The 26,976-nt window shown below is 56.6% G+C and carries 25 protein-coding genes; 9 read left to right on the plus strand and 16 right to left on the minus strand.

What is annotated here, in order from left to right; all coding sequences use genetic code 11:
- The first annotated feature begins 154 nt into the window (after positions 1 to 154).
- The 3 genes from H9I52_RS01875 (at position 155) to H9I52_RS01885 (ending at position 3,664) form a co-directional block, all read left to right on the plus strand.
- Positions 155 to 2,017: a glycoside hydrolase family 2 protein gene (locus tag H9I52_RS01875; protein WP_187452413.1), complete on the plus strand. Its 1,863-nt coding sequence runs from the start codon at positions 155 to 157 to the stop codon at positions 2,015 to 2,017.
- Positions 2,018 to 2,083: 66 nt separating this feature from the next.
- The gene (locus tag H9I52_RS01880) at positions 2,084 to 2,932 is read left to right on the plus strand and encodes a sialate O-acetylesterase (protein WP_410403014.1); all 849 of its coding nucleotides are present in this window, start codon (positions 2,084 to 2,086) and stop codon (positions 2,930 to 2,932) included.
- Positions 2,933 to 3,211: 279 nt separating this feature from the next.
- Positions 3,212 to 3,664: a hypothetical protein gene (locus H9I52_RS01885; RefSeq protein ID WP_187452415.1), complete on the plus strand. Its 453-nt coding sequence runs from the start codon at positions 3,212 to 3,214 to the stop codon at positions 3,662 to 3,664.
- Between the two features lie 64 nt (positions 3,665 to 3,728).
- Here the strand turns inward: H9I52_RS01885 and H9I52_RS01890 are convergent, their stop codons facing one another.
- Positions 3,729 to 4,523, minus strand: a complete 795-nt coding sequence (locus H9I52_RS01890) for a DUF1223 domain-containing protein (RefSeq protein ID WP_187452416.1) — start codon at positions 4,521 to 4,523, stop codon at positions 3,729 to 3,731.
- 365 nt (positions 4,524 to 4,888) lie between these two features.
- Between H9I52_RS01890 and H9I52_RS01895 the strand changes: the two genes are divergently transcribed.
- The 4 genes from H9I52_RS01895 (at position 4,889) to H9I52_RS01910 (ending at position 7,816) form a co-directional block, all read left to right on the plus strand.
- Complete coding sequence (locus H9I52_RS01895) at positions 4,889 to 5,608, plus strand: cytochrome b/b6 domain-containing protein (RefSeq protein WP_187452417.1); 720 nt, start codon at positions 4,889 to 4,891, stop codon at positions 5,606 to 5,608.
- A gap of 13 nt (positions 5,609 to 5,621) precedes the next feature.
- A complete protein-coding gene (locus H9I52_RS01900; protein ID WP_187452418.1) occupies positions 5,622 to 6,485 on the plus strand; it encodes a molybdopterin-dependent oxidoreductase in 864 nt (287 codons plus the stop codon).
- A gap of 138 nt (positions 6,486 to 6,623) precedes the next feature.
- Positions 6,624 to 7,313 carry a peptide-methionine (S)-S-oxide reductase MsrA gene (msrA, locus tag H9I52_RS01905; protein ID WP_187452419.1) on the plus strand — a complete coding sequence of 230 codons (690 nt, stop codon included), beginning with the start codon at positions 6,624 to 6,626 and terminating at the stop codon, positions 7,311 to 7,313.
- A 245-nt stretch (positions 7,314 to 7,558) separates the two neighbouring features.
- Positions 7,559 to 7,816 carry a hypothetical protein gene (locus H9I52_RS01910; protein WP_187452420.1) on the plus strand — a complete coding sequence of 86 codons (258 nt, stop codon included), beginning with the start codon at positions 7,559 to 7,561 and terminating at the stop codon, positions 7,814 to 7,816.
- A 39-nt stretch (positions 7,817 to 7,855) separates the two neighbouring features.
- Here H9I52_RS01910 and H9I52_RS01915 read toward each other — a convergent pair whose 3' ends face one another.
- From H9I52_RS01915 to H9I52_RS01930, 4 genes are all read right to left on the minus strand, one after another.
- Positions 7,856 to 8,635, minus strand: coding sequence for a cupin domain-containing protein (locus tag H9I52_RS01915; RefSeq protein ID WP_187452421.1), 780 nt, complete (start codon positions 8,633 to 8,635; stop codon positions 7,856 to 7,858).
- 92 nt (positions 8,636 to 8,727) lie between these two features.
- Positions 8,728 to 10,107 carry a putative oxidoreductase C-terminal domain-containing protein gene (locus H9I52_RS01920; RefSeq protein ID WP_187452422.1) on the minus strand — a complete coding sequence of 460 codons (1,380 nt, stop codon included), beginning with the start codon at positions 10,105 to 10,107 and terminating at the stop codon, positions 8,728 to 8,730.
- An 80-nt stretch (positions 10,108 to 10,187) separates the two neighbouring features.
- Entirely contained in the window at positions 10,188 to 11,582 is a 1,395-nt protein-coding gene (locus H9I52_RS01925) for a Gfo/Idh/MocA family protein (protein WP_187452423.1), read from the minus strand.
- A 35-nt stretch (positions 11,583 to 11,617) separates the two neighbouring features.
- The gene (locus H9I52_RS01930) at positions 11,618 to 12,862 is read right to left on the minus strand and encodes a PmoA family protein (RefSeq protein WP_187452424.1); all 1,245 of its coding nucleotides are present in this window, start codon (positions 12,860 to 12,862) and stop codon (positions 11,618 to 11,620) included.
- A gap of 428 nt (positions 12,863 to 13,290) precedes the next feature.
- Between H9I52_RS01930 and H9I52_RS01935 the strand changes: the two genes are divergently transcribed.
- Positions 13,291 to 14,586, plus strand: coding sequence for a zinc dependent phospholipase C family protein (locus tag H9I52_RS01935; protein WP_187452425.1), 1,296 nt, complete (start codon positions 13,291 to 13,293; stop codon positions 14,584 to 14,586).
- 118 nt (positions 14,587 to 14,704) lie between these two features.
- Here the strand turns inward: H9I52_RS01935 and H9I52_RS01940 are convergent, their stop codons facing one another.
- The 3 genes from H9I52_RS01940 to H9I52_RS01950 all read right to left on the minus strand — a co-directional run bounded on the left by H9I52_RS01940 (position 14,705) and on the right by H9I52_RS01950 (position 20,543).
- Positions 14,705 to 16,099, minus strand: a complete 1,395-nt coding sequence (locus H9I52_RS01940; protein WP_139514317.1) for a TolC family protein — start codon at positions 16,097 to 16,099, stop codon at positions 14,705 to 14,707.
- A 66-nt stretch (positions 16,100 to 16,165) separates the two neighbouring features.
- Positions 16,166 to 19,261 (minus strand): efflux RND transporter permease subunit, encoded by a 3,096-nt coding sequence (locus H9I52_RS01945; protein WP_187452426.1) that lies wholly within the window; start codon positions 19,259 to 19,261, stop codon positions 16,166 to 16,168.
- A 124-nt stretch (positions 19,262 to 19,385) separates the two neighbouring features.
- The gene (locus H9I52_RS01950; RefSeq protein ID WP_187452427.1) at positions 19,386 to 20,543 is read right to left on the minus strand and encodes an efflux RND transporter periplasmic adaptor subunit; all 1,158 of its coding nucleotides are present in this window, start codon (positions 20,541 to 20,543) and stop codon (positions 19,386 to 19,388) included.
- A 252-nt stretch (positions 20,544 to 20,795) separates the two neighbouring features.
- Between H9I52_RS01950 and H9I52_RS01955 the strand changes: the two genes are divergently transcribed.
- Positions 20,796 to 21,158, plus strand: coding sequence for an MGMT family protein (locus tag H9I52_RS01955; RefSeq protein WP_139514311.1), 363 nt, complete (start codon positions 20,796 to 20,798; stop codon positions 21,156 to 21,158).
- A gap of 88 nt (positions 21,159 to 21,246) precedes the next feature.
- On the opposite strand, the gene H9I52_RS01960 is transcribed toward H9I52_RS01955, so the two are convergent.
- The 8 genes from H9I52_RS01960 to xseA all read right to left on the minus strand — a co-directional run bounded on the left by H9I52_RS01960 (position 21,247) and on the right by xseA (position 26,971).
- Positions 21,247 to 21,657 (minus strand): response regulator transcription factor, encoded by a 411-nt coding sequence (locus H9I52_RS01960; protein WP_187452428.1) that lies wholly within the window; start codon positions 21,655 to 21,657, stop codon positions 21,247 to 21,249.
- A complete protein-coding gene (locus H9I52_RS01965) occupies positions 21,654 to 22,469 on the minus strand; it encodes a sensor histidine kinase (RefSeq protein ID WP_187452429.1) in 816 nt (271 codons plus the stop codon). The genes H9I52_RS01960 and H9I52_RS01965 overlap by 4 nt, the downstream gene beginning before the upstream one ends.
- Before the next feature lie 246 nt (positions 22,470 to 22,715).
- Positions 22,716 to 23,456 carry a hypothetical protein gene (locus tag H9I52_RS01970; protein ID WP_187452430.1) on the minus strand — a complete coding sequence of 247 codons (741 nt, stop codon included), beginning with the start codon at positions 23,454 to 23,456 and terminating at the stop codon, positions 22,716 to 22,718.
- A gap of 54 nt (positions 23,457 to 23,510) precedes the next feature.
- A complete protein-coding gene (locus tag H9I52_RS01975; protein WP_139514304.1) occupies positions 23,511 to 23,894 on the minus strand; it encodes a hypothetical protein in 384 nt (127 codons plus the stop codon).
- 47 nt (positions 23,895 to 23,941) lie between these two features.
- Positions 23,942 to 24,646: a hypothetical protein gene (locus H9I52_RS01980; protein ID WP_187452431.1), complete on the minus strand. Its 705-nt coding sequence runs from the start codon at positions 24,644 to 24,646 to the stop codon at positions 23,942 to 23,944.
- 16 nt (positions 24,647 to 24,662) lie between these two features.
- The gene (locus H9I52_RS01985; protein ID WP_139514300.1) at positions 24,663 to 25,028 is read right to left on the minus strand and encodes a hypothetical protein; all 366 of its coding nucleotides are present in this window, start codon (positions 25,026 to 25,028) and stop codon (positions 24,663 to 24,665) included.
- A 112-nt stretch (positions 25,029 to 25,140) separates the two neighbouring features.
- Positions 25,141 to 25,449: an exodeoxyribonuclease VII small subunit gene (gene xseB / locus H9I52_RS01990; protein ID WP_139514299.1), complete on the minus strand. Its 309-nt coding sequence runs from the start codon at positions 25,447 to 25,449 to the stop codon at positions 25,141 to 25,143.
- A gap of 13 nt (positions 25,450 to 25,462) precedes the next feature.
- The gene (xseA, locus tag H9I52_RS01995; RefSeq protein ID WP_187452432.1) at positions 25,463 to 26,971 is read right to left on the minus strand and encodes an exodeoxyribonuclease VII large subunit; all 1,509 of its coding nucleotides are present in this window, start codon (positions 26,969 to 26,971) and stop codon (positions 25,463 to 25,465) included.
- Positions 26,972 to 26,976 lie beyond the last annotated feature (5 nt).

Raw genomic sequence — 26,976 nt, forward strand, 5'->3', positions numbered from 1 at the left:
CAATCGATTTCGAAAACGGTTTCGTGAATAAATAGGATAAATTCCGTTGCGCGGGCGCAAGTTTTCGGTACTTACTGCTCTCAAGGAAAATGCAGGAATCGGTATGAGCTTGCGTTTCCCTCGCTTTTATTTCGCTCACTTTCCGTTTCACCGCATGAACATTCGACCTCTGCTGAACGCCCTAACGGCGCTGGTGCTGCTTGTGGGCCCTTTCGCTAGCCACAACCTGCGGGCGCAGTCGGCCCAGTTGCAGAATGCGCCCGGCCGGCGCATTCTCAACTTAAATGGCAGCTGGAACTACATCATCGATCCGTACGAAAACGGCTTTTACGACTACCGCCGCGAAGCTTTCGATCAGTCGAAGTCGGGCAAGGGCGGCTACTACGACAATCAGAAACCCAGCTCGAAGCAGGAAACCGAACTGATTGAGTATGACTTCGATAAGTCGGCGGCGTTGCAGGTGCCCGGCGACTGGAACTCACAGGACCCGAAGCTGCTCTACTACGAAGGCACCATTTGGTACAAGAAGAGCTTCAGCCTGACGCCGAAACCCGGCAAGCGCTATTTTCTGTATTTCGGAGCGATCAATTACGAATCGCATATCTATTTGAATGGCAAGAAGTTAGGTATGCATAAAGGCGGCTTCACGCCCATCCAGTACGACATCACCGATCGCCTCAGCAGCACCGGCGACAACTTCGTGATCGTGAAGGCCGACAACACCCGCCACGCTGACGAAGTACCGACTATCAACACCGACTGGTGGAACTACGGCGGCATCACCCGCGACGTGTTCATTGCCGAAACCCCGGCCACCTACATCACCGATTACAAGGTTCAACTGGCCAAAAACGACCCCAACACGCTGGCGGGCTACGTGCAGCTTAGCGGCGAGGGAAAAGCCGGGCAAACCGTAACCCTCAACATTGCCGAGGCCGGCATCAAAAAGAGCCTGAAGACCGACGCCGAAGGCCGCGCCACGTTTGCGGTCCCGGCCAAGAAGCTTACGCGCTGGTCGCCCCAAAACCCGAAACTGTACGCTGTGAGCCTGACCAGCGGCCCCGACGCGGTGCAGGACCGCATCGGGTTTCGCACCATCCAGACAAAAGGCACGGACATTCTGCTCAACGGAAAATCGACCTTTTTGCGCGGCATTTCCATCCACGACGAAAATCCGCTCATTCCGGGTCGGGCGCGCGGTGAAGGCGACCTGCGTATGCTCCTGACCTGGGCTAAAGAGCTCGGTTGCAACTATGTACGCCTGGCGCACTACCCCCACAACGAAGCCATGCTGAAGCTGGCCGACGAAATGGGCCTGCTCGTGTGGGCCGAAGTCCCCGTGTACTGGACCATTGCTTGGGAAAACCCCGCCACTTACCAAAACGCCGAAACGCAGCTCACGGACCTTATTTCGATGGGAAAAAACCGCGCCAGCATCGTGGTGTGGTCGGTGGGCAACGAAACGCCGCCCAGCGACCCGCGTCTGAAATTCATGACCAGCCTGGTCAAGAAAGCCCGCAGCCTCGACGATACCCGCCTGATTTCGGCTGCTTTGGAGCTGCACCGCGATGGCTCTAAAATAACCGTAGACGACCCGCTGGGCGCCGAACTCGACCTGACCAGCTTCAACGAATATGCCGGTTGGTATTGGGGCGGCAAGCCCAGCGAAATCACGCAGTATACTTTCGACATCAAATACAACAAGCCCGTCATAATCAGTGAGTTTGGCGGTGACGCCCTGGGTGGCTACCACGCCGACGCCGATACCCGCTGGAGCGAGGAATACCAAGAGGCCCTGTACCAAAACCAGTTCAAAATGCTCAGCGGCATTGCCGGCCTGCGCGGTCTGACCCCTTGGATTCTGACCGACTTCCGCGCCACGCGCCGTCAGCACCCCGTATATCAAAACGGCTTCAATCGCAAAGGCTTGATTTCCAATACGGGGCAAAAGAAGAAAGCTTTTTACACCGTGCAGGAATATTACCGCCAAATGGCGCAGAAATACGATGGCAAATAACCTCCCCGTTTGGTAGCCTCCATGCGTTGCGCTGCTGTAAAATGGCCCGGCTTCCTCGGCTTGCTGTTGCTCTTACTAGTCGCCGAAAGGCTACCGGCGCAGGGCCTGCAACCCCGACTTCGCGAACAGGCTACGCCGCCTAAAACGAAGGAGAAATTTAAACTGTATCTACTTGTAGGTCAATCAAATATGGCTGGACGAGGTGCGGTGGAAGCGCAGGATACCGTACCCAACCGGCGCGTATTGCGCCTGAACAAAGAAGGCGTCTGGGAGATTGCCAAAGACCCCGTGCACTTCGACAAAGCGGCGGCAGGCGTAGGGCCTGGCCTGACGTTCGGCAAAACGCTGGCCGGCTTGGATACGAGCGTAGTTATTGGCTTGGTTCCGTGCGCGGTAGGGGGCTCCGGCATCAATGTCTGGCAACCGGGCGCCTTCTACGCTGCCACCAATACCAACCCCTACGACGATGCCATCAGGCGGGCCAAAGCGGCCATGCAAAGCGGCACCTTAGCGGGCATTATCTGGCATCAGGGAGAGTCGGACAGCAAGCCCGACTTGAGCTCGGCCTACGGCAAGAACCTTACAGAACTAATTGCCCGCTTCCGCAGGGATTTGCAGTCGCCCGACGTGCCGTTCGTGGCGGGGCAATTGCCGGAGTTTCAATTTGTGCAGCAGGATAGTGTTGGTAAACAACACGTTAACGCAGCAGCAATTCGCGTCAATGAGGCCGTGGCCCGGCTAAAAAAGACGGTGCCACACTACGATTACGTCACGGCCGAAGGTACCCGCGACCGCGGCGATAAGCTACATTTTGACGCGGTTTCGGCCCGCCTCATGGGCCGTCGGTATGCCTTGGCTATGAAGGCGCTACAGCAAAAAAATGCCAAAGATCGGTCACGCGTCAAAGTGAAGTAGTTCCTAGGTCATCAAATTCTAGCTTATTTGTTGAGGTGAGAAAGCAGAGCCTGCTTGCCAATAGGCAGGATTAGCTAGATCAACTATCGAACGGGAAGGTTGGTGCTCTGGGACCTGCCAAGGCCCGTTACACTGGAGCAAGTAAGGCTGGCAATAGTATTAGTCGAAGAATGAATATTGCCTTCTGAATTTTATAATATTTTTAATATTTATCTTGCTTCATATGTCAGAAAAGGCATTTACATTGAACTGTTCTTTTAGGGTTTGCGATCAGTTTATATGGCTTTTTCTACTTCGTTGCGTCTTTTTCGTCGGGCTTCTTACGCGTTGCTAATGGTGGCAGGTACGGCCTGCGCCAGCATTCACGAACGAGCATATGCCGTGCAGGAACAACCGGAGGAAAGCCATCAGCCGGAAAATCAGTTGGAACTGCTGCGTTTCCGCCTCGTGCCCGATGCCAGTGGGCAGCGCGTGCAATGGGTGACTCCTGATGAACTGGCTTGCTCTTACTTTGTGGTCGAGCGCCGCACCGAGCAAGGAGCATTTCAGGCGCTGGGCCGCGTGCCCGGCGATGCCATGGCCGTGAGCGCTCGCAGCCATGAGTTCGTTGATACGACGCCGGTGCAGGGACGCGCGCAATACCGACTGCGGCAAGTTGACTTAGATGGCTTGGTGCACACTGGCCCCGTCCTTGAGACGATGCCAAGCAGCACAATTTTCGCCGCGCGCTAAGAAAAATTTATCAGAAGGCTAATAAAAGTAACTGATATAAGTATTTGATCGTCAAATAATTATATCAGTTACGAGAGGTTAACGCTGCCTCGTGCAACGGTAGGCTAGCGCTGCCCAGGATGTGGCGCGATGATTTTTCCTGTACCAGCACTACGGCGCGCAGGTTTTGGGCTTTCCACTGCGCATTCAGGTTTAGCGGGGCTGTGGCCGAGAAGGTGCCGTTGTCGAGGGTGGTGCCCAATGGGCGCAGGCTTCGCACCACGGACGCGTGTCGGAGCAACCGGCCCGAATTTTCGCCCCGGCCCACTTGGCTCGACAGGCCGCTTTCGTTCAAGGCAAGCAGCACCTCGGCTGGGCCGGTGCCGGCGGGCAGGTTGGCTACGGTTACGACCAGCATATTATTCGAGCGGGCTAGGGTAACGGTCGCGCGAGGCGCTTTGGCAGCCTTGGCAATGGACTGTGCTACAAGCTTTTGCTGGCTGCCCACAAATTCGTACTGGCCATTTACGATGGCTTGGGGCGTGTACGAGCCCGTGCCGAATAGGGCGGCGTAGTCGCGCTGGCGGCGGGTGAAGACGGCGGACGAGAAGGGGTCTTTCCAGCCCAGGTTGTTCCAATAATCGACGTGCTGGCCCAACACGATCACCTCCACGCCCGCAATAGTCTGCGTGGTTTCGAGTTCGCGCAAGGCCGCATCGGCCGCCGGGCAGCTCGAACAACCCTCCGAAGTGAAGAGCTCCACCACTACCGGCACCTTGCCCGCCGCATCTGGCTGGCGCCCCATCGGCAAGGCGTTCCTGAACACTGCGGCCGAAGCGGCCGTCACGCAAAGCAGCAGAGCGAAGGCGAAGCGTTTCATAGGAGCGGACGTTTGGCGTTTCGTAAGGGTAGACGGGCCACTTTCCCAAACCTTTCCGGAATGGAGAAAAACGACGCTATAGTCTAACGCCTTGGTTTCGTGGAGGTTGCTAGAGGTGCAAAGGCAACAAGGGCTGATGGTGAGTAAGAAGGAGCAGAGAGCAATGAAGTAGCCAGAACTTATTGTAAATATAAATAATTGACTATCAATATAATAGCTATGTACTTAGCAGTTTGAAAAAGAAGTAGCGCCGCAGTACTGTTTAGCAGATGTGGGCGTCTGTTGGCACAAGTAAGGCGCCAATGCTGTTACTATTGCTGGCAAGCTCGCTTCCTGATGCTACTTTCACTTCGTCCCTGGATTCGATGAAAAAATTAGTTGAAAAGCATCCGTTGGCCATTCGTTGGTTTCACTGGATCAACTTCCCGGTGCTGGCCCTGATGATCTGGAGCGGCATCCTGATTTATTGGGCCAATGACGTGTACCGCCTTGGCTGGGGCAACGTCACGCTGCTGAAGTTTTTTCCGAAGTCGTTTTACCAAGCGTTTCACGTCGATCATAAGCTGGCGCAAGGCATGGCGTGGCACTTTGTGCTGATGTGGGTTTTTGCCCTGAACGGGCTGCTGTACGTGAGCTACACGCTCGTGTCGGGCGAGTGGCGAGCGCTGGTGCCCAACCGCCGCAGCTTCGCCAGCGCCTGGCAAACCGTGCTACACGACCTGGGCATCCGCAAGGAGCCGCTGCCGCCGCAGAAGTTCAATGGCGCCCAGCAAATCGCGTACACGTCGGTGGTGCTGATGGGGGCGGGGTCGCTGCTGACGGGCCTTGCCATTTACAAGCCTGTGCAGTTCGCGTGGCTGACCTCGCTGCTGGGGGGGTACGAATGGGCGCGCATCGAGCATTTCACCCTGACCGTTGGCTACGTGCTGTTTTTTGTGGTGCATATCGCGCAGGTGGTCAGGGCGGGCTGGAACAACTTCCGCGCCATGGTCGCCGGCTTTGAAATCGTGGACGAACCGGCCGTGCAGCCGTCAAGCGCCTCATTACCGACGGTGGCCTCTGCCGCGCCTTCGTCCCAGGCTTAATTTTCTTTGTCTCATGGCTTACCCCGAATCCTCCCAACCTGCCGCTTCCGGTCCGGCTTTGCCTGAGTCCCAACCGACAACCCCCGTTTCAGATGAAGCCGTGGAGCGCCAGGCTGCGCGCCGGACGCGCCGGGCTTTTCTGGTGGGCGGTGTGGCGGCTTTGGCGGGCATTGTAGGCTGGAACTGGCTGCTCGATGCGCCGCAGGAAGATGGCTTGGCGGGGCCGTTGCGCCGCGTGCTCGATGCCAACGGCCGTTTGGCCACGGCGTATTTTCGCAATACGCGCCTCGCCACCGAGTTTCCGAAAAGCCACGCCAAGCCGCTGCGGAAAAACGGCACCGAAGGCCTGAAATCGGCGCTGGGCGCGGTAGCTTGGCGCTTACAGGTTCAGGGCTACGCCCCTGCAGGCACCACGCCTCGCATGCAGGAATTCACCCTCGATGAGGTGAAAGCGCTGCCCCGCGTCGAGATGACTACCGAGTTTAAGTGCATCGAAGGGTGGAGCACCATCGTGACCTGGGCTGGCACGCGCCTCTCCGATTTTTTGGCGAAATACCCGCTGGCTACCAGTTCCGGCCGCCCCGTCGATCCCAACAATCCGCCCACCGATCTGGCACCGTATGTAAGCTTGGTTACGCCCGATAAAGAATATTACGTGGGACTCGAAATCGAAAGTGCCCTGCATCCTCAAACCCTGCTGTGCTACGAGATGAACGGCGCTCCGCTCACGCCCGAACACGGGGCACCGCTGCGGCTGGTTACGCCGCTCAAGTATGGCATCAAGCACATTAAGCGCATCGGTACCATTGCCTTCCTCGACCAACGCCCGCCCGATTATTGGGCCGTTCGGGGCTATGATTGGCACGCTGGTCATTAGATAGTGATGAAGCAGTAACAGCGCAAAATACAGCGTTACAGATCACACTAATCGCCTCATTCTGTTGTTGTAAGGGCTTCCCACCTAGCGCGTCGGCTCGGTCCGAAACCACCCCCTCCTTTTTGACTCTCTATACCTATGCAAACCCGTAATTTCTTTTTTGCCCTAGCTATCGCAACCAGCAGTTTGGCTTCGCTGGCCTTCGTGCCGCTGAGTCCCGATAATCCGACTGTAAGCTTGAAACGTTCCACGGCTAGCCCTGCACCCAAAGACCTGACGGGCTTAGCGGTGGCTACTTTTGCCGGGGGCTGCTTCTGGAGTAATGAAGAAACATTCGAAGAAGTACGCGGCGTCACAGCCGTGGTGTCGGGCTATGCAGGCGGCACTGTCAAAAATCCGAGTTACGAAGATGTGGCTAGTCAGCGAACCGGCCACGCCGAATCGGTGCAGGTGTACTACAACCCCAAGCAGATAACCTATCAGCAGTTGCTCGACGTGTTTTTCCTCGGTGCCCACAATCCCACTGAGCTCAACCGCCAAGGCCCTGATACTGGCCCTGAATACCGTTCGGTGGCGTTTTACCGCTCTCCGCAGGAAAAGCAGCTTATTGAAGCAACCATCAAGCGCATCGACGCTTCTCACCATTACGATGCGCCCATCGTAACGCAGGTGGCGCCCTACACGCAGTTTTGGGCTGCCGAAGACTACCACCAAGGGTACTACCGCTTGCACCCTACGCAAGGCTACATCGACCATGTATCACGGCCGAAGGTTGAGAAATTCAGAAAGGCCTTTCCCAATCTGCTCAAGCCTGCCGAAGTGCTTTAGGAACTCGCCGGATAATTTATTTAGCTAAAAAAGCCCGCTTCCATGTTGGAAGCGGGCTTTTTCGTGTGAAGAGACACTATGCTATGCGCAGCTTTAGCTCTCGTTTATAAGTGTTTACAACACGGTAGCTGATGCGAATTTGTGGGAAACAATGCGTAAAATATTAGCTAATATCATTGGATATAATGCTAAATATATTAGATTTGTATATCGTATTTCTGGCCACCCACTAGCTCTTTACTTCTATGGATAAGCGTTTGCGATATCAGGTTCGGTGCCAGGTTACTTTGGCGCAACTTGATTGTGGTCAGGTAGTTGGCCTGCACCAAGAAGAACACCACGTGACCAGCGACACAGCCGAGCTTAACGAGCTGTTTGTGGATTTGTGTGATCACTTTCGCAGCCCGCGTTTGCTGGGCCTGCAGATCCTTTCCATCCGGCGCCAACGACGCATGCTCCGGCGCATCCGTCCCTTGCCCTCCGCCCTGATGGTCGTGCGGTAGACGCTTACTTTTTGCCAGTCGGTAAGAAGCGAAAGCGTATTACTCGGCGTTGCTGTGCCACTGAATGGCAAAATAGCCGCACGGCGTGCTGCCCGTGTTGGTAAAGGCATGCGGCACGTTGGACCGCAGCAAGATCACGTCCCCCGTCGTGGCTTTGTGTGATTTGTCGCCGATCAGCATTTCGCCGTTGCCTTTGGTCATCAGAATAATTTCTTCGGCGCGGTGCGTGTGCGGTGGATGGCTGGCTTTGCCGGGGTTGAGTACCGTTGCGTGCACGTCAAACCGTTTGAATACCGACGAGGGCCGATCGAACACGGGGCGGGTTTCGCCCTTGTCGGTTTTGGTCATCTTAAACTGGCTCCAGTCCTTCAGAAAAGAGCCGCCTCCAGCCTGGCCACGCTGCACGTCCACGGGGTCTTTCGCCTTGAATTTCAGCACGTAATACGTTGCCGGTACCTTGGTGGCATTGCGAAAGCTTTGTTTGTCGCCGGCCACAATGAGCGCGAGGCCGCCGGGGCCCAGCGCCTTAGTCGAGTCTTTCACGGTTGCCGTCAGGGTGCCCTCCTTCACGATCACGAGCTCTTCCGCATCGTTGTAGCCTTGCAGCGGGTGGTTCATTTGCCCCGGCCCGAGCGTGGAGGTATGAATGGTCAGCTCTGCCAAGTCTAGCGTACTGCCTTTGGCCAGTTGCCGGCTTTCGCGCCCGCCGTCCTTCTTTACCGCTTGATTAGTAGGGCTATACACTGCCGAGGGCAAGTCATCGGTTTGCACGAAACCAGCAGTAACCAAGGCGCCAAGGGCCAGCAATGTCATTTTCATAAAGCAGGTGGGTAAACTCAGGTAGTGAGAAGGAAGAAAAAGCAGAGGGAAGATTTGAGTGGTTGTTAAGTAAGTATCTAATTATCAAATAGTTACTTATTAGGGCTTTGCAAAGCCATTTCCAGCCCTTTGGTGGTGGTGTAGTATTTGGCGAGCATGTTGGGCACTTCCCATTGGGGCATGTTCCGCTGCTGAAGGTACTCCAGAAACTGCTGGGTGACGCGGGCAAAATGCGATTCGTGGCCTTCGCGGTAGCTGTCGGGGATGAGCACCTCCCAGCCCTTATCCGATTTTTTCAGTGCCACGCCGGGGTATTTTACCTGAATCGGCTGGAGTGCGTCTCGCAGGGTCTTTTCGTACGCCGCATTGTTTGTGCGCGGCTCCACATACAGGGCCGTTTGGTAATGCTGCGCGGCGCCCTGCCGAACCACCAGATTGGCTTTGGTGCCCCGCAGCATCGAATAATGCGTGTCGCCGGCTCCTTCGGGCGCTTTGTACGCCCAGATGGCCGAAACCTTGGCGTGCACGCCCAACAGCCGGTACACAATCGAGCCGTTGCTGTATACTTTCAGCAGGCTGTCGTTGGCGAGGTCTGGTTTTAAGTAAGCCGGAAAGGCCGGGAGCTGGGTAATGGTCTTGAACTGACTGAGGCTCATGTCGGTAGGCCAACGCTTGGCCGAAAGCACCTGGATATCTTTTTTATAATCCAAGGCCTTTTCCGGAAAGCATTCCCACTGTACCAAGTCCACGAGGTGCGTGGTCACATCCACAATGCCTTCGCCTTCCTGCCGGACATCCATAAACCACGGTGGCCGCGTTAACACGTTGCCTGACACGTACTTATAAAAGTAGTGCACGCTCTCCTTTACGACAGCCGGGTTGTCAGGCGTGCCTTTTTCCAGGGTGCCAAACACCTGCGGCAGTTGAGAAAGCGCCTTTTGCAGCACAGTGGTGATCTCAAACCGCTCCGTCATGATGTCGTAGAGCAGCAAGTTGCGTTGGCGAGCGGTCGCAAAGGCGCTTTCCAGCGTTCTGAACTCCTGGCTGTTGATTGCCATCGGCTTGTCGGCCAGCACGTTAAAGCCAGCTTTTAGCGACTCAGCGATGTACTCGGTTTTCTTTTGATTGTTGCCCGCAATAACCACCACGTTGCCCGCTTTCTCGGCCAGCATTTTCTGAAAGAAATCGGGGCCGGTGTACACCTGCTCTTGCCAGTGCGTGGGGTTGTCGGCGCGGGTGTTGTACGCCGTAATCCTATCCAGATGCAGTTGCACGTCGGGGCCGGCCGCGGCATACACGTGCACCGTCGGGTCGACGGTTGGGTACATGGACTTTTGCACCAAGGCCGCATGAAAATGCCCCGGATCAAGCGTTACCAATCGCACGGCGGCACTCGGTTTGTTGGTAGTTTGCCCCAAGCAGGAGAGGGTAGTCAGAAAAATGAAGGGCAGGGCAAGGCGAATAGTCTTCATTTTCTCGAACTAAGGGTCTGGTAAACCGCAATCCAGTTACCTGATTTGGGTTCTGTGGTAAATGCTTGACAATTAATTAATTAGCCAATCATGGTATAAGGCTTGCGCTGAGGACGCGAAAGCATGCCGTTGGCCTCGTCATCATTCTTGAAGCGTTCTTTGGCAGGGTCCCAGTACACTTTGCGTTGCAGCTTCATCACGATGTGGTGAATCAGGCAGGTAGAGCAGGAGCGATGCCCAACCTCTACGGGCGCAATCGGCGGCTTGCGCGATTTGATGCACTCCAGCCAGTTGCCGTGGTGCTCTTTGCTCTCGTAGAGGTGTATTTCGTTCGGCCCAATCACCGATTGGATGAGCTTCGGATCGCTGGCGTCCAGGGCTTTGGCTGCCTGAATGCTGGCCGGGTCGCTGGCCGTGGCCTTGGCGTCGCCGCGCGACACGAAGATCCAGCCGTCGGTTCCTTCGAACTTAATGCCGTTTGGGAAGCTGTCGCTGATGATCATGTGTACGCCGTTGGCATACAATCCCTCGGTCTTGAAGGGTCCGTGCACGTTCCAGAGGCCTTTTTTGGGAAATTCGGCGGTGCCCCACACCTCTATCGGGCCGGTGTGCTCGGTGTCCATGGCCCAGTGCGCGCAATCGACGTGGTGGGAGCCCCACCCCGTGATCATGCCGGCGCCAAACTGCTCGCAGCGCAACCAGCCGGGGCGGTCGTAGCCCTGCTGCGGGTGCACGCGCTTTTCGGTGTAATACACCTCCGGCGTCGAGCCCAGCCACATATCGTAGTTTAGGTTTTTGGGCACCGGCATGGGCGGCTCTTCGTCGCCGGAAGGGTCGCCGGGCAAGCCGATGTACACGGTTTTGAGCTTGCCGATGCGCCCGTTGCGCACCAATTCAGCGGCGTAGCGAAACTGGCTGGTCGAGCGCTGCTGGCTGCCGATCTGGAAAATGCGGCCGGTTTTTTTCACCGCGTCGCTCAGCGCCCGGCCTTCCGCAATGGTCAGGGAAGTCGGCTTTTGGCAGTACACATCCTTGCCCGCCTTCACCGCCGCCATTCCGATGAGCGCATGCCAGTGGTCGGGCGTGCTGATCAGCACGGCGTCCACGTCTTTGTTCTGCAATAAGGCTTGGTAATCGTGGTAAACCTTCACCCCATCGAACGGCTTGCCGTTTTTCTTGGAGTAATAGTCGTTGACCAACATTTTGGCGTCTTCGGCGCGCTTGGTATCCAGGTCGCAAACGGCCATGATCTGGGCCTGGTCGTACTGCCAGACGCCGGGCATGTCGTGGCCGCGCGAAATCCGTCCGGTGCCAATAGCGCCGATGTTGATGCGGTTGCTGGGCGCGTTTTTCCCAAAAACGCTGGCCGGCACTATCGTCGGGAAGCCGCCAAACGCAATGGTCGCCACGGCTGCTTTGGCCGAAGTTTCCAGAAAATTCCGCCTGGAAACCTGAGGTGTTTTTTCTTCGCTCATGCGCTTTGTGGGTTAAAATGGCCAGAAGAAAATCCTTACTTAAGCTTCACCGTGACTTTGGGCGCGTGGCCGAAATACTGCCAGCCGCTCTCGGCTTTTTCTTTCGTAAAATGCCCGTTGTACACGATCAACCGGTACTTGAGCGTGTAAGTCTGGCCCGGATTGAGCAGCCAGTTTTTGTTCTTGGTGGGCGAAAAATTCGCGAACATGTCGCCGCGGCCGTTCATCGTTTCGGGCCAGATGCGCAACGGCTCGGGGTAGTTGTAATTGGTTGGGTATGACATCATTACCAAGCCGCCGTAATCGTTGTCGAGCTGGCCCTGCACGATGCACCAGCGGGCCGTCGAGCCGTCGGCTTCCTTGCGGGTTTTGCCTTCGGAGGTGAGCACTTCGCTGTTGTCTTTGTTCCATTTTTCGGTGGTGCGCCAGCCAAACCCACCATACCGATACGCCAGCAGCAACACCGGGCTGGGGCTAGCGCAATTCATGTTGATGGTCACGTCAGCAATGTAATAGTCCTGGTTTGTAGGCTGATACACGCGCACCGATTGCAGCTCGTTCAGGGCGACTTTTTCGCCGCCTCCTTTTTTGAAAGCCACGTGTTTCTGCAACACCTCGTATTCGCTGAACACCGGCCCGCTGGTAGTAGCCACCGTATTGGCAAAGCGCACCGTGCCTTTGCGGTCGCGGATATTCCAGAAATCAACCGTGTCTTTTTCAAATAACACGTGCGTCCACGGGTTCCAGATGCCGTAATGGTGGTAGTGATCCGGCGCCTGAATACGGGTCAGTTCCTGCCCATGCGGCGTCCAGAGGGGATGAATAAAGCCGCTGCGCTTGTAGGCCGTATCGATGCCCGCGGGCGGATACACGGTTTTGTAATTATACCGCAGCAGGTTTTTAGTGCCCGCCTGAATGGTCAGCGCGCCTTTTTCATCTTTTACGTTGATGCTGGCCGGGGCTTTTTTGCCGGTCCCTTTTACCAGTTCGTAAGTGTGCTTTGCAGACTTGGCATTTGCGGTTTCAATAATCCAATGGATGAACCGTGCGTTCCCACTCTCAATCTGGTAAGCAATCGGCGTCCGTTGGCTGCCCTGTACCTCTACCAGCTGCAAAACCGAATCGGGTAGAAACGTAATGGCGTCCAAGCTCGTCGTGACCGGGATGCTTAATCCGTTGGCAGGTTGCGCCAGATTAACTTCCAGTGTTGCAATTTTTTGCGCTACCCCCACGGTATGTATCCCGGCGAAAAGCAGAATCAGCCAATATTTCATCGTCATTATAGCGTCTGGCTTGGTCTTTCATCTCCGGGCTCGCAATCGGCAAGTCTGGGCGAAGTGGATGCTAAGTAAGGAAATAGTCTGAGGGCCAAGCTGCTACGAGCTGTAGATAAGCCAAATAGAGTATCACAATCGTTTCCGGAAACGGTTGTGATACTCTATTTCTGGTCTGGCCATGCGGTTGCGTTGCCACTCGCAGAAACGTTGCTGGGGGATGCTTCGACAGCGCTAAGTTACAAGCTACGAGAATAAAGTTATTCATAACATTCTGACTATTAATGTCTTATATTGGAATGGTGAAATCTGCTTAACAGCCACATTTCCATCGGCATATCATCCTATTCGTTGCCACAACCACTGTTGGGCTTCTGCGTAGAGCCTACCGCTTGGGTTCGGTGCCAAAATCGGAGCAGGCAACTCTTTTTTTCATGCTGAAATGGCTTTTCCTGAGCTTCGTAGCTCTCTGTTTTCTCCCGTCATCGGCTGCTGGCTATTCCGTCCTGACCCATCAGGCCAACGTCGATTCGTGCTGGCGGCGCTGCTTGGTGCCGTTGTTGACCCAACGCTACCCCGGTGCCACTCCGGAGCAGTGGAAAGAAGCCAAATCCTACGCCTACGGCGGCTCCATTATCCAGGACATGGGCTTCTATCCATTTGGCTCTAAGCTATTTACAAACCTGACGCATTACGTGCGCAGCGGCGACTTTGTCCGCAATCTGCTCGACGAAGCCCAAGACCGCAACGAATACGCGTTTGCGCTGGGCGCGATGGCGCATTACGTGGCCGACATCAAGGGGCATTCGGAAGGCACCAACCGGGCCATGCCTTCGGTGTATCCGGAGCTGGCGGCCAAGTACGGCGATGTCATTACGTACTTCGAAGCGCCCAAGCAGCACACCCAACTCGAGTTTGCTTTCGACGTGGTGCAACTGGCCGCCGGCCGGTATCGCTCCGATAATTACCACGATTTCATTGGTTTTCAAGTGAGTAAGCCGGTGTTGGAGCGGGCTTTTCAGAAAACGTACGGGCTGGAACTGGGGCAGGTGGTGCTCAACGTCGATGTTTCCATTGGCAGCTTCCGCTTTGCGGTGCAGCAACTGATCCCGACGGCGGCCCGGGCAGCCTGGCACGCGGAGCGGAAGAATATTCGCAAGCTCGATCCGCAGGCCCGCCGTCGTGATTACGTGTATCGGCAGAGCGAGCGTAAGTTTCGGCGTGAGTACGGCGTGAAGTACGAAAAGCCGGGTTTTGGCGCGCGGCTGGCCTCGAAATTCATTGGCATTTTGCCCAAAATCGGGCCGCTCAAGCCCTTTGCTTTCCGCCTGCCTACTCCGAAGGCCGAAGCGTACTTCAAAAAGAGTTTCGCCGATGTCATGGCCGACTACTGCCAGATCTTGGAGCGCGAAAAGGCAAATACTACCGCTTCGGCCAAGCCTCTGCCCAACTACGATTTCGACACGGGCCACACCACCAAAGCTGGCGAATATGGCTTGGCCGACGAAACCTACGGCGAGTGGCTGCGCAAACTGGCCGACAAAAAGTTTGAGGGCATAAGCCGGCCTCAGCAGCAGGACATCGTGCAGTTTTTTGGCGATATGTCGCGCCAGCCCGTCAACGAAGACGAGAAGAAAGCCAAAACCCAGGCCGAAACCCGCGAAGCCCTGAAGCAACTACGCCAACTAACGCTGGTGCCTAACGAAAGCCCCGCGAAATCAACTCCCTAAAATGCTTCAGAAAGCGATAGTGGATAAGTTAATAACTTGTTGATAACTAAACATTTACAAAGTAAAAAGGCCGCTCATATTGCATGAGCGGCCTTTTTACTTTGTAACGTAGCTGCCTTTACTGGCCGCCGCCTTCCTGCACCAAGCTGCCGCTGAGGCGGCGCAGCACGGTTTCGGCTTCCTTGGCTTGGTAGCGAATGTCGAGCAACCGGGTTTCGGCGTCGATGCGGTTGCGCTGGGCTTCGCGGAGCTCAAGAGGCGTCAGTAAGCCGAGGCGGTAGCGCTCCAGGGCAATGGCTACGTTTTGGCGGGCAAGGGTAATGTTATCTTCTTCTAATTCAAGTAGTTGTAGTCGGTTTTGGTATTGCGCATAGGCTTGCTCAGCCTGCGATTCTAAGTTGAGCCGCGTCTGATCCAACTGAATGCGGCTTTGTTCTTCGGCTACGCGGGCGTTCTGCTCCAGCCGGTTGCGGTTGAACCCGTCGAAAATGGGCACGGAAGCCACCACGCCGTAGTTAGGACCAAAAACGCGGTTGGTATTAGAGCCCAGCACGCTGCCTTGGGCCGTATTGATCAGGAAGGCGTTGTTGATGTTGCGCGTAAGACCATAGCCCCCCGTCAGATCGACCTGCGGATAGCGCGAAGCCCGCACCAACTTGCGGTCGAACTGAGCCACATCTACGCCGAAGCGGGCCTGCTGCAAACGCGGGTTGCGCGCTACAATTCCTTGGTTGATGGCTTCCCGATCGAGATCGCGCGTGACCACAATCGAGTCGGAGGGACTGAAATCGAGTTGCGGACCGCGGCTGAGCAAGTTGTTGAGGTTGACTTTGGCCGTTTTCAGCGCTTCCTGTTGCTGAATGAGCAACGAGCGGTCGGCGTTAAAATCGACGCGCGCCGTCAGAACTTCCACCTTGGCGCTCACGCCCACATCTACCTGCGCCTGCGTCAGGTCAATGCGTTGCTGACCGATGGCCAGCGCTTGTTCCAGGGACTTGATTTTGCCCGATTCGCGCACCACGGCGAAGTACGCGTTGGAAATGGATTCCACGGTTTCTTCCATGGTCGCGCGGGTGATCTGGCGCTGGCCGTTTTCCAGCGTCCGCAGCCGGTCGTAGGCGATGAACATGCCAAACCCGTCGAAGATGGTCCAGTTGACGCCCACGTTGGCATTCAGCGCGTTGGCCTTGCCACCGTTGATGACCACCGCCTTCTGCTGCTCGCGTTGCTGCCGGGTGTTGTTGATGTTGAAGGTGCGCGAAAAATTACCGTTTACCGAGGGCAACTGGCCGGCGTTGCCGCGCGTCACGTTGTTGCTGGCAATTTCTTCGTCGCGGCGGGCCAGCTGGATGCCGAAGTTGTTTTCCAACCCAATGCGGATGGCTTCCTGCAACGAAAGAGGCGGTCCCTGCGGCACCGTTTGGGGTTTTGCTAGTTGATTTTGTTGCTGGGCCCGCCCCACCAACGGCGCGAGCAACAACAGCAAAAAGAGGTAGCGGGTGTTCAACTTCATTCTAAACGCAAAAACGCGGGCGGGAAACGTAAGTAATTGATAATTAAATACTTATAAATAAGCAACTTAGGCAGCTACTGCTTCGCGGGGCTCTGCCTCGGGCTTCTTCTTGCTGTGCTTTTTGGCCGTAGCAAAGTACGAGTACATTACCGGCACCACGTATAGCGTAAGGCCGGTGGCAAACAGCAAGCCGCCCACAACGCCAATGCCCATCGCACGGCGGCTAAGGGCGCCTGCGCCCGTCGCCACGGCAATCGGCAGAATGCCTAGCACGGCGCACAAGCTCGTCATCAAGATGGGGCGGAAGCGGGCCGTAGCGCCTTCCACGAGGCCGGTCATGTAGTCGGCGCCGTGTTCCACGCGCTGGTTAGCAAATTCCACGATCAGGATACCGTTTTTCGTCACCAGACCCACGAGCATGATGATGCCGATTTCGGAGAACAGGTTGACCGTTTGGTTGAAATACCATAAGCTCAGCAACGCGCCCGACAACGCCAGGGGCACCGTAATCATGATGATGCCAGGGTCGCGGAAGCTCTCGAACTGTGCCGCCAGAATCAGGTAAATCAGCACCAGAGCCAAGCCAAAGGCAAATAACAGGGATGAGGAGCTTTCCTCGAAGTCACGGGAAGCACCGGAAAGCGCCGTTGAAAACGAATCGTCGAGGTCCTTGCTGGCAATAGCGCGCATGGCCGCAATGCCGTCGCCCATCGTTTTGTTGGGGCTAAGTGCCGCCGAAATTGTGGCTGAGTTGTAGCGGTTGAAGCGGTAGAGTTGGGGTGGTGTGCTCTGTTCTTCCAACCGGATTACGTTGTCGAGCTGCACAAGCTGGCCGGCACGGTTTTTCACCGAGAGCGTGCGTACGTCTAAGGGCTGGTTGCGGTCTTCGCGCGCCACTTGGCCAATGATCTGGTACTGTTTGCTGTCTTTGATAAAGTAGCCGTAGCGCGAACCACTAAGGCCGGCTTGCAACGTCTGCGAGATGTCCTGCACCGAAATGCCCAGCGTCTGTGCCTTTTCGCGGTCGATCACCACGCGCAGTTCGGGTTTGGTAAACTTCAGGTTGACATCGACAAAGCTAAACGTGGGATCTTGGCGGGCGGCCTCCAGAAACTTCGGTACCGCTTCGCGCAGTTTTTCAAAGTCCTGGTTCTGAAGCACAAACTGCACTGGCAAGCCGCCACCGCTGTTGCCAATGCTTTGGTCTTGCGACACGGAGGTGCGGCCGCCGGTCAACTGCTTCACGCCGTTGGTGAGGGCATCGGCAATCTGCTGCTGGCTGCGCGTGCGTTCAGAAGCATCTTTCAGTAGTATGCGGGCAATGCCCGAATTGACGACGCCAGCACCGCCACCGCCACCGGGGGCCGTCACAGTCAAGATGTTATCCACATCATCGCCAACGGTGTCGGCCACCAGTTTGGTGAGCTCGGCCATGTAGTCGTTCATGTACTCAAACGAGGCGCCTTCCGGCCCCGTCGCCGATACGTTGATGCGGTTCCGGTCTTCGATAGGAGCCAACTCAGAGGGCAGCGCACCCATAAAAAACCAGATGCCCACGCCCGTCAGGGCTACAATGCCCCAGGCCATCCAGCGGTTCCGTAAAAACGTCTCTAAACTGTGCTGATAACCGGTAGTGATCTTCTCGAAAAACGGCTCCGTTTTGCGGTAAAACCAATTGTGCTTCTCTTGGCGCTTCAAAATCTGCGAGCACATCATGGGCGTCAGGGTCAGCGACACGAAGGCTGAAATCAGCACCGAACCGGCCAGCACGATACCAAACTCGCGGAACAAACGGCCCGTGATGCCTTCCAGGAAAATAACCGGCAGAAACACGGCCGCCAGCACGATGGTCGTCGAAACAACGGCCATCAAGATCTCTGCTGAACCTTTCAGGGCGGCTTCGCGCGGGTCGTCGCCTTCTTCAATGCGTGAATAGATGTTCTCCAGTACTACAATGGCATCGTCCACTACCAAGCTGATAGCCAACACGATAGCCAACAGGGTAAGTACGTTGATGGAGAAATCAAGCAGGTACATGATGAAGAAAATCCCGATCAGCGACACCGGAATGGCTACCACCGGAATAATCGTGGAGCGCCAGTCACGCAGGAACAGGAAAATCACGACGACCACTAGCACAAAGGCCTCAATAATAGTGTCTTCTACCTCGGCAATGGAAGCGCGAATGAACACCGAGTTGTCGAAGCCGGTACTGAGTTTAAGGTCTTTGGGTAAGTCGGCTTGATACTGCTTGACGCGCCTGTTGAACTCGTTGGCAATGTCGATCTGGTTGGAGCCTGGCTGCGGAATCGCGTTGATGCCAATCATTGGCACACCGTTGCGGCGCAGGGCCGTCTGGTCGTTTTCGGGATAGAGTTCAGCGTACCCCACGTCGCTGAGGCGAACCAGCGAAGTCGGGTCGTTGCGCAAAATCAGGTTATTAAAGTCCTCCACTGTCGAGAGGCGACCCATTGTGCGCAACGTGAGCTGGGTGTTTTGGCCTTGTACGGCCCCGCTCGGCAGTTCTACGTTTTCGCGGGTCAGGGAGGTCTGTACGTCCACTGGCGAAATGCCCAGCGCGGCCATTTTTACCGGATCAAGCCACAGGCGCATCGAGTATTTGCGCTCGCCCCATATCCGAATTTCGCTCACCCCCGGAATGGTCTGGAGGCGCTCTTTCAGGACGTTGTTGGCGTAGTCGGTCAATTCCAGCAAGCTGCGCGAATCGCTGCTAAGGTACGTCAGCACAATGGGTTGGGAGTCGGCGTTGGCCTTGCTAACGGTGGGCGGATCTACGTCGCGGGGGAGGCGGCCCTGCGCGCCCGATACCTTGTCGCGCACGTCGTTGGCGGCCGCTTCAAGGTCGGTGTCAAGGTCAAATTCGACGGTGATTTGCGAGCGGCCGTCGCGGCTGACCGACGTCAGGTTGCGAATGCCCGCGATGCCGTTGATGCCTTCTTCCAGCGGCTCCGTGATCTGGGACTGAATTACGTCGGCCGAAGCGCCAGTATAACTAGTTGATACAGTGATAATTGGCGGATCGACGCTGGGGTATTCCCGGATACTGAGATAGCGGAAGCCGATGATACCAAAGATAACGATGAGCAAGCTCATCACGATGGATAGCACCGGCCGGCCAATGCTAACGGATGAAAGACTCATATACTAAGGGCGGTTAGAAAGCTCAACAAATCGGTCTCGGGTACTTCGGCTTGCTACATCTGCAAACTATCTAATAATTAGAAAGTTGCGAATGAAGCAGGGCGGCCGTAGCGCCAAGGAATATTTACTTTTGGATGGCTACGCGGTCGCCAGGTTTAACCTGTAGGATGCCGGTGCGCACAATGCTGTCGCCCACGGCCAAGCCATCGGTGATCTGGATCACCTTGTCGGAGCGGATGCCGATTCTCACTTTCTGGCTGATGGCTTTGCCACCTTTGATCTTGAATACCGAATATCCGCTGGCTTCCGGAATGACGGCTTCGGTCGGAATCTGCAGAGCGTCAGCCGTTTCGCCGAGTTGCAGGTTGATTTTTACAAACGCGCCGGGCCGCAGTTCCGAGTTGGTATTCGGGTAAACGGCCCGCGTGGTCAGCGTCCGCGACACCGGGTCGATCTGCGGATTGACGGCGTATACTTTGGCTTGGTATTTTTTGGTAGTGCCTTCGTCGGTCACCACCACCGGGTCACCGACGCGCACGGCGTTGGCAAACCGGCTGGGCACGGCAAAATCAATCTTGACGGGCTTCACCCGCGAAATGGTAGTGATAGACGTACCCGGCGATACATAAGCCCCCACCGACACGTTACGCAAGCCCAAGATGCCATCGAATGGAGCCCGAACGTAGGTTTTGGCCAGGTTGGCTTGCAAGGCCTGTAAATCGGCCTGCGCGGTAAGTAGTTGATTATTAGACTGTTCGTATTCCTGGCGGCTGATGTATTCTTTTTCCAGCAAGGTGCGCTGCCGTTGCTCCTGGTCGCGGAAGAGCTTGATGTTGTAGCGTACTTTGTTGAGCTGCGCCTGAATGTCGGCGGCGTTGATAGTGAACAGCAACTGGCCTTTCCGGACCGGTTTGCCTTCCTCAATGTTGAGGCTGGTGATTTTGCCCGCGATCTCGCTTTGCACCACCACCGACTCGTCGGCCAGCACAGTGCCTGTCGACGAAACCTCGTTGGCCAGCGAAGTAGGCTGCACCACGTACACTTTTACCGGAGTGCGTGCGCCGCCGCCGCCGCCTTTGCCACCCTTAGCGGCGCCCGGCCCACCGGCTGCCCCTTTGCCGCCGCCACCTTTTCCGCCTTTGCCAGCAGTTGGGGTAGGGAAGTAGTGGATCTTGACAAATGCCAGCGCCCCGATCAGGGCCAGGGCAAGCACAATCCACAACACTCGGCGTCCGGCGGGGCGCGTTTCGGCAACTTCTGGTTCTTGTTCTTTCGTCTGCATGTACGATCTAGGGCGGGCTTCCCAATTCATCAAGCTACCTAAATCACAGGTAGTCAAGGTTCCACAACGACAGGGCTGCCTTAAGGGTTCGGTTGGAGTTGGTTAGGATGTCAACAAAGATCGTAAGACACAAAAAAAGCCCGCAGGTTGCAGCCTTTTTTCTTTGCCGGAGCATTTTAAACGGCCCGGCCTTTTCCAAAAGGCCGGGTTTTGACTTTTTTGCCGGCCTTATTGGCCTGCTAACTTGCCCCCATGAAAACTCCCAAAGAACCGACCGAAAAGCAGCGCAATTTTTTTGAGGATGTGCACGAAGTAGTGCGCCTGGTGCCGCCCGGTCGCGTGACCACGTACGGCGCCATTGCGCATTACCTCGGCGCCCGCCACGGCGCGCGCATGGTGGGCTGGGCCATGATTGCCTCCAATCCGGCGCTGGGACTGCACGCGGTGCCCGCGCACCGCGTTGTGAACCGCAACGGCTTGCTCACGGGTCGGCACCACTTCGCCACGCCCACCGCCATGCAGGAAGCTCTCGAAGAAGAAGGTGTGCGCGTCGAAAACGACGAGGTTCAGGAATTCAAGCGCCTGTTCTGGGACCCCAGCATAGAGCTGATGTAGCCTGCCGCAGCAAACGGCCTCTAAAGCAAAAACCCAATGAAAGTCATTTCATTGGGTGCATAAATAATTGATAATCAATTATTTGGCTCTATAATGCTGGTATGGCGGCGTGCGCTTCAGCTTTGCGAATGACCGTCAGGATGGCGGCGTGCACTTCCTCGGGGTCGGCATTCTTGAGCAGGTAGCCGTGGGCGCCTTCGGCCCGCAGGCTTTCAATGAGTTCCGGCTCGTCGTGCATGGAAATAATGATAACGCGCACGTGCGGAAACTGCGAGCGCAGCAAGCGTGTAGTTTGCAGTCCGTCGAGGTTGGGCATCTGCAAATCCATCAGAATTACGTCCGGCACTTTGCCGTGGTCGAGGTGTGCGAGTAGTTCTTCGCCGTCGCCCGCCTCAAAAATGACCTCCATACTGGGAAATCCGCTGACCAGCGCGTGCAATCCTTTCCGAAAAAGGATGTGGTCATCGACAACGGCAATGCGTACGCTGGGCGAAGTCATAGAGAGGAAATAGTGCTAGTTTCTTGATTTGCAGCAAGGTACTGAAGCGGTAAGGAAATCCAAACCTGACTGCCCAGTCCCGGCGACGACTCGTGCCGAAGCGTTCCGCGTAATAACGCAACTCGGCTGCGTAGGTTCGTCAGGCCCAGGCCCGTACGCGAGCCAGGGCTGGGCTGCACATCGCCGGCCGAGGGGTCGAAGCCCACGCCGTTGTCGATGTATTGTAGGGAAAGTGAATCGACGCCAAAGTTGATCATGATGTCGATGTTGGCGGCTTTGGCGTGCCGCAGCCCGTTGCCGAGCAACTCCTGCACCACCCGGTACACCGTCAGCTCCTGCTGCGGATCGAGGCGGCGGGGCGTGCCGTTCTGGGTGATGTGCACCCGCGTGGGGCCGTCTTCGGGCACGGTGCGGGCGAGGGCTTCGAGCGCGAACGGCAGGCCAAATTTTTGCAGCACGGCCGGCAGCAGGTTGCGCGAAATGCGGCGTACTTCCCCAATCGCCTGGTCGAGCAGGGCCGTGGCCTCGCGCGTGAGATCGGGGCGATTGAGGGTGCTCAGGTGCAGCTTCACAATGGAAAGCGTGGTGCCTACGCCGTCGTGCAGATCGGCAGCGATGCGGCGGCGCTCTTCTTCCTGAGCCAGCAGGGCCGCTTCAAGTGCTTGTTGCTGAGCTGCTTCCCGGATTTCGCGCACCTCGCCTTGCTGCTGGAGCAACCGCCGCTGGTAGCGCACCACAAACCCGACAATGCCCAAGGCCAGCAGGAGCAGAATCGGCGTGATCAGGATAAGAGGAAGCAGCGCGTCAGGCATACACAGCAGCAGAAAAAGAAAAGGCCGCCGTCGCGGGCAATGGGTGGATAAGATACGCAGGAATACGTCCGAAAGCACCCGAAATTGAGGCCCGGATCGGATGTTAAGACCAATACACAAACGGCCCCGCAAGGAGCGCGAAGGGCGAATCAGCTAAAACTTCGAGATAAACTTAACTATATAAGCAATTGAGGATGAATTAGTTACAAAGCGGCCGTTTCGTTTGGTAATTCGGCGGCCATTGGCTTACGCCTGGGCCGCAGCGACCTCGGCCGTGATCGGGGCTTTGGGTCGAAACCGGCCAAACCGCAGCCACTTGGGCAAGGCTTGGCGCGGCGGCTTGTTTAGCGGAAAATATGCAAACAGCCGGGTCAGCAGGCCCATCGAGATGCCGTAGATAAACGGGAAGGGAAGATTGAAAAGATTGTCCAGCCGTGCGTGCTCTTCGTAGGAGAAAGCAGGGTTCTTGTATTCAATGTAAACGGCCAAATGAATAGCCGCCAAAGCCGAATACAGAACCAGCACAGCTATGCTCAGCAGGAGTGCCGGCCGGCTGTTGGAAAGTTGCTCCACGGGCTGGCTACTCAGGTAGTCGAGGTGCACAAAGGCCAAGGACAGCAGCACCAAGGTTGCCGCCGAGCGGGCATACACATTCTGGTGTTTCATCCAGCCATTTAGCACGGTCGCGTCCAGCAAGGCCACAATCCCGAACAATACGACCCCGATCACGATGCCCACGCGCACCTTCGGCAACGGCACAAGCCGATAGTAGGCCAAGCCGAGCAACGGCACCTCGGCGGCGGTGGTCAGGTGAAAGACAAAGATGTTGTTGTGCAACGCATACCGGCCGAAGGTGCTCAGACACCACATGCCCGTTAGGGTCGCCACGAAATAATAAACGGGCAAAAAGCGGTAAGGAATGTGCCGGCGTCTGATCCAGGCGGCGGCGAATGGCACCAACGGGAAGCACTCGGCTGACCTTACCATCAATCTCTGGAAAACCGCCATTGCGTCCATAGGCACTTCGTAAAGCAAGTGCGATTAAGGCAGCATCAGCGGGCTATTGACGCCACATTCGTTGGGGCATTGGTTGCCCTGATCCAGCACCACATAATCGTCGGTCTGGTCGGCACCGGGCGGCGGCGTCACGATGTCGTTGCCGTTGATATCGACGGCTACCAGCACCACGCGGCGTGTTCCGGAGTCTTCGGTGGCTTGGTAAATGCGCAGGCCCTTGCACTCGTCGCCCCACTGGGCCATAAAATCCTCGAGGTATTGCCGGCTAAAAGCCGTGGCCCAGGTAACGTCCTGCGTGGTGCCGTCTTCGGCCTTGGCCGGATGATCTTTCTGGTATTTCTTCGTCCATTTGGCAGCCTCTTTCAACGAGATTTTCTGGCCGGCGGTAACAATCGGATTAGTAGGCATTTAGCAAAAGCGTGCAGAAATTAAGAGAATAGGAAACAGCGAATAGCTTACCGGGAGTAAGCCTCTGAAACGGAGGTAGAATCGGAGCTTGGTACCAATAATAAGGCTTTGCTGAGGAAGCCGTACAAAATCAGGGTCAGGACGGAGCTAACGTTGAACATCAGCCAGATATCATCGAGCAGCTTAGCGGCTATGAGCATGTTTTCCAGCAGATACAACCCCACTGTGCCCGCATAATAGAGGGCCACCCCAACGCTCACCAAAAACATAGGATCCTGCTTGGGCTCAACGTGTCGCACCGAGCGTAGCATCTGCTCGAAATACAGCAGCGACAGGCACAGCAATCCGATGGTTTGCAGCGCTACCGTGTATGCGTTGCGTTGCCACAATCCGCTGATTAACAGACTATCGGCGAAAGCAAATGCCACAAACGCCACGCCTGCCAGCCGTAGCCAATACCGAATCGTAGCGGAAGCCAAGAAGTTGTAGAAAAGCCAGCCCAGCAACAGCGAATCGAGGAGGGTGCCGAGGTGCAGCAAGGCAATGTTGTAATGCAGCAACCGCTTGGCAAGCTCCGATAGCACAAACAAGACCAGCCTAGCAACGCAAAACCATCGTAATGGCACAAAGGCAGGAGCCAAGTTGCGTCCTGGCCGGAAGGCCACTACCAAAGGCAAGAATACGGTAAGCTCCGATACAACGTAAAATATTTTACTGAAGGAAACCAGCCAATCAGTAGAAATAGGTTGCATCTTAAAATGCTTATAATCAAGCGTTTAGCTCATTTTCGGTAGCGCAGCTAGGTGGGCAGCAGGGGCCGTTCACCAGAATCAGGCTGGTTGCTTCTGCTGGTGCTGCCAAGGCTACGGAGCGCTCAGCGCCCTCGGGGTGGTGCAGCAGATCCTTTTCCTCGGCATTGACGCCCACAACCACAAAGCCGTGTTGCCCTTCGTCGCTTTTGGAGTTATAAATCCGAATGCCAACGCAGTCGGGGTGGTTGAGCAGGTGCAGGAGCTTTTCTTTGCCAAAAAACTGCGAGGAGATGCTCTCCGGATGGTCGGTGCGGTGTTTCTTGGTGAGCGAAGCCGCGTGTTGCTTGTGCGTGAAGGAGCCTTCGGTGCCGTCGAATGCCATGAGGTACGAGGAGTGGAAACTGGAGGAAGTACAGAAAGGATTGGATTTTCAAATATAGTCTAAACTATATTGTGACTCAACCAAATTCCGACTTAAGGGCGGCTGGCAGCGCCTAAAACAGCCGGCCGCGCGGCGCACCCCGGTCGGTATCGTCTTCGTCTTCCTCCTCGTCTTCTTCTTCACCGTCGGAAAACTCTTCCTCCTCTTCTTCCAGATTTTCCTCTTCCTCATCCAGGTTTTCAAACACCCGGTCGATGGCGGATTCGGCCGAGCGCAGCTTTTGCTTGCACAGCCGAATGAGTTCAGCCGAGCGCTGCACGCGCGCCGTGAGGTCGTCAACGTCCACGGTTTCGGTTTCGAGGCTGCGCAAAATGGTTTCTAGCTCCGCAATGGCTTGGCGGTAGGTGATATCGTTGGTCATAAAGCAAATCAAGTTAAAGCGGAAGGGCAGGAGCCGGGCTGGGCTGGCGGGCGGTGATGCACGCCTGTAAATCGGCTTCCGGCAAGCGTAGCAATACTTCGGTGCCCGGCGTAGCGGCTTCGAGCGGGAGAGCCTGGCCATCGGAGCTTAAAAGCTGGACGATGGGAGCGGGCGCTTCCGGCAGCCGATAGGCCGTGGCATGCGCCAAACGCAGCTCGGCGCGGTGCAGCACACGCTCTGCTAGCAACTGCACGTGATAGCGCTGCCGCAGCAACTGCTCGCGCCGCCGCCGATGCAGGCGCCGAAACCGCTGCTCCAGCAGCCGCCCGAACTTGCGCAGCCGCCGTTGCTGCCCCGCCAGCGCCCGGCCAGCGGCCCGAGGAAGGGCATGCCGAATGCGGACTAGTTGCCGAAACTGCTGCCTGAGCTGCGCGCGCGGTGCCACCGTAGCCGCCCGAATGCGCTGCTGCAACGCATCGCGCTGCTGATCGAGCTGGCCTTGAGCCGCTTGTTGGGTGTAGCGGGCCAGTCGGGTAAGGTAGTCGTTGGCGTCCTGCACCTGGGCGGCTGCCAGCTCCCGAATGCGCCCGGCGTAGCCGCTAAATACGGCATCGAGGCGGGCCAAGCGTTCGGTCAGGAAAGCGGCTACCGCCGTGGGCGTTTTGAGAGAAAGATGTGCCGCCAAGTCGATCACGGCTTCGTCGCGTTCGTGCCCGATGCCCGTGAGCACCGGCACCGGAAAGCTGCCTACGGCGGCGCTTAGGCCGTAATCGTCGAAAGCCAATAAATCGGTTTTGCTGCCGCCGCCCCGGATAATGATCACAGCATCAAACTGTTGACGACGCGGGCGAATCAGATCCAAGGCCGCCCGAATGCTGGCGGGCGAGTCTTCGCCCTGCATCGAAGCCGGAAACAGGGCTACCGCAAAATCGTAGGGTGACTCGCCGAGCTGGTGCACAAAGTCCTGAAAACCAGCCGCAGTAGGAGAGGAGATAACCGCCAAGCGCTGAGGCCCCAACGCTAGGGAAAGCTCCTTCTGCCGATCCAACAACCCTTTGGCTTCCAGCTTTTTAATGGTCAGCAGGCGCTGGCGGGCCAGTTCGCCCACCGTGTACGTCGGGTCGATGGCCAGCACGTCGAGACTCAGGCCGTATTGCTCGTGAAAAGTCACTTTTACCCGCAGCATCACCTTCAGGCCGAGGCGCAACGACTGGCCGGTTTGCTCCTCAAACGCCGGAGCGAGCTGCTGAAAGCGCTGGCTCCAGATGGTAGCGCGTGCCTGCGCCTTGAGCTGCGCGCCGCGCCCCGTAACGTGCTGATCAGTAAGGACTAAGTAGCAATGGGCGCCGTCGAAGCGCGGCAGCGTAAGATCCGCAATTTCGGCCACTACCCAATACGATTCCGGAAAGCGGTCGGCAAGGGTTTGGCGCACGCGCACCAGCAATTCGGCAAGGGCCAGCGGTGCCGGCGGCAGCGAAGGGGACAACCCGATTTCAGAACGGCGATTAAACAGCGGCGGCATAGGGA

Origin of the sequence: Hymenobacter sp. BT491, assembly GCF_014349165.1 — a bacterium.
Taxonomy (GTDB): Bacteria; Bacteroidota; Bacteroidia; order Cytophagales; family Hymenobacteraceae; genus Hymenobacter; species Hymenobacter jejuensis.

Coding starts and splice junctions, on each gene's coding strand:
- H9I52_RS01875 (WP_187452413.1), top strand. CDS start 155: ATGAACATTCGACCTCTGCTGAACGCCCTAACGGCGCTGGTGCTGCTT.
- H9I52_RS01885 (WP_187452415.1), top strand. CDS start 3,212: ATGGCTTTTTCTACTTCGTTGCGTCTTTTTCGTCGGGCTTCTTACGCG.
- H9I52_RS01890 (WP_187452416.1), bottom strand. CDS start 4,523: ATGAAACGCTTCGCCTTCGCTCTGCTGCTTTGCGTGACGGCCGCTTCG.
- H9I52_RS01895 (WP_187452417.1), top strand. CDS start 4,889: ATGAAAAAATTAGTTGAAAAGCATCCGTTGGCCATTCGTTGGTTTCAC.
- H9I52_RS01900 (WP_187452418.1), top strand. CDS start 5,622: ATGGCTTACCCCGAATCCTCCCAACCTGCCGCTTCCGGTCCGGCTTTG.
- msrA (WP_187452419.1), top strand. CDS start 6,624: ATGCAAACCCGTAATTTCTTTTTTGCCCTAGCTATCGCAACCAGCAGT.
- H9I52_RS01910 (WP_187452420.1), top strand. CDS start 7,559: ATGGATAAGCGTTTGCGATATCAGGTTCGGTGCCAGGTTACTTTGGCG.
- H9I52_RS01915 (WP_187452421.1), bottom strand. CDS start 8,635: ATGAAAATGACATTGCTGGCCCTTGGCGCCTTGGTTACTGCTGGTTTC.
- H9I52_RS01920 (WP_187452422.1), bottom strand. CDS start 10,107: ATGAAGACTATTCGCCTTGCCCTGCCCTTCATTTTTCTGACTACCCTC.
- H9I52_RS01925 (WP_187452423.1), bottom strand. CDS start 11,582: ATGAGCGAAGAAAAAACACCTCAGGTTTCCAGGCGGAATTTTCTGGAA.
- H9I52_RS01930 (WP_187452424.1), bottom strand. CDS start 12,862: ATGACGATGAAATATTGGCTGATTCTGCTTTTCGCCGGGATACATACC.
- H9I52_RS01935 (WP_187452425.1), top strand. CDS start 13,291: ATGCTGAAATGGCTTTTCCTGAGCTTCGTAGCTCTCTGTTTTCTCCCG.
- H9I52_RS01940 (WP_139514317.1), bottom strand. CDS start 16,099: ATGAAGTTGAACACCCGCTACCTCTTTTTGCTGTTGTTGCTCGCGCCG.
- H9I52_RS01945 (WP_187452426.1), bottom strand. CDS start 19,261: ATGAGTCTTTCATCCGTTAGCATTGGCCGGCCGGTGCTATCCATCGTG.
- H9I52_RS01950 (WP_187452427.1), bottom strand. CDS start 20,543: ATGCAGACGAAAGAACAAGAACCAGAAGTTGCCGAAACGCGCCCCGCC.
- H9I52_RS01955 (WP_139514311.1), top strand. CDS start 20,796: ATGAAAACTCCCAAAGAACCGACCGAAAAGCAGCGCAATTTTTTTGAG.
- H9I52_RS01960 (WP_187452428.1), bottom strand. CDS start 21,657: ATGACTTCGCCCAGCGTACGCATTGCCGTTGTCGATGACCACATCCTT.
- H9I52_RS01965 (WP_187452429.1), bottom strand. CDS start 22,469: ATGCCTGACGCGCTGCTTCCTCTTATCCTGATCACGCCGATTCTGCTC.
- H9I52_RS01970 (WP_187452430.1), bottom strand. CDS start 23,456: ATGGTAAGGTCAGCCGAGTGCTTCCCGTTGGTGCCATTCGCCGCCGCC.
- H9I52_RS01975 (WP_139514304.1), bottom strand. CDS start 23,894: ATGCCTACTAATCCGATTGTTACCGCCGGCCAGAAAATCTCGTTGAAA.
- H9I52_RS01980 (WP_187452431.1), bottom strand. CDS start 24,646: ATGCAACCTATTTCTACTGATTGGCTGGTTTCCTTCAGTAAAATATTT.
- H9I52_RS01985 (WP_139514300.1), bottom strand. CDS start 25,028: ATGGCATTCGACGGCACCGAAGGCTCCTTCACGCACAAGCAACACGCG.
- xseB (WP_139514299.1), bottom strand. CDS start 25,449: ATGACCAACGATATCACCTACCGCCAAGCCATTGCGGAGCTAGAAACC.
- xseA (WP_187452432.1), bottom strand. CDS start 26,971: ATGCCGCCGCTGTTTAATCGCCGTTCTGAAATCGGGTTGTCCCCTTCG.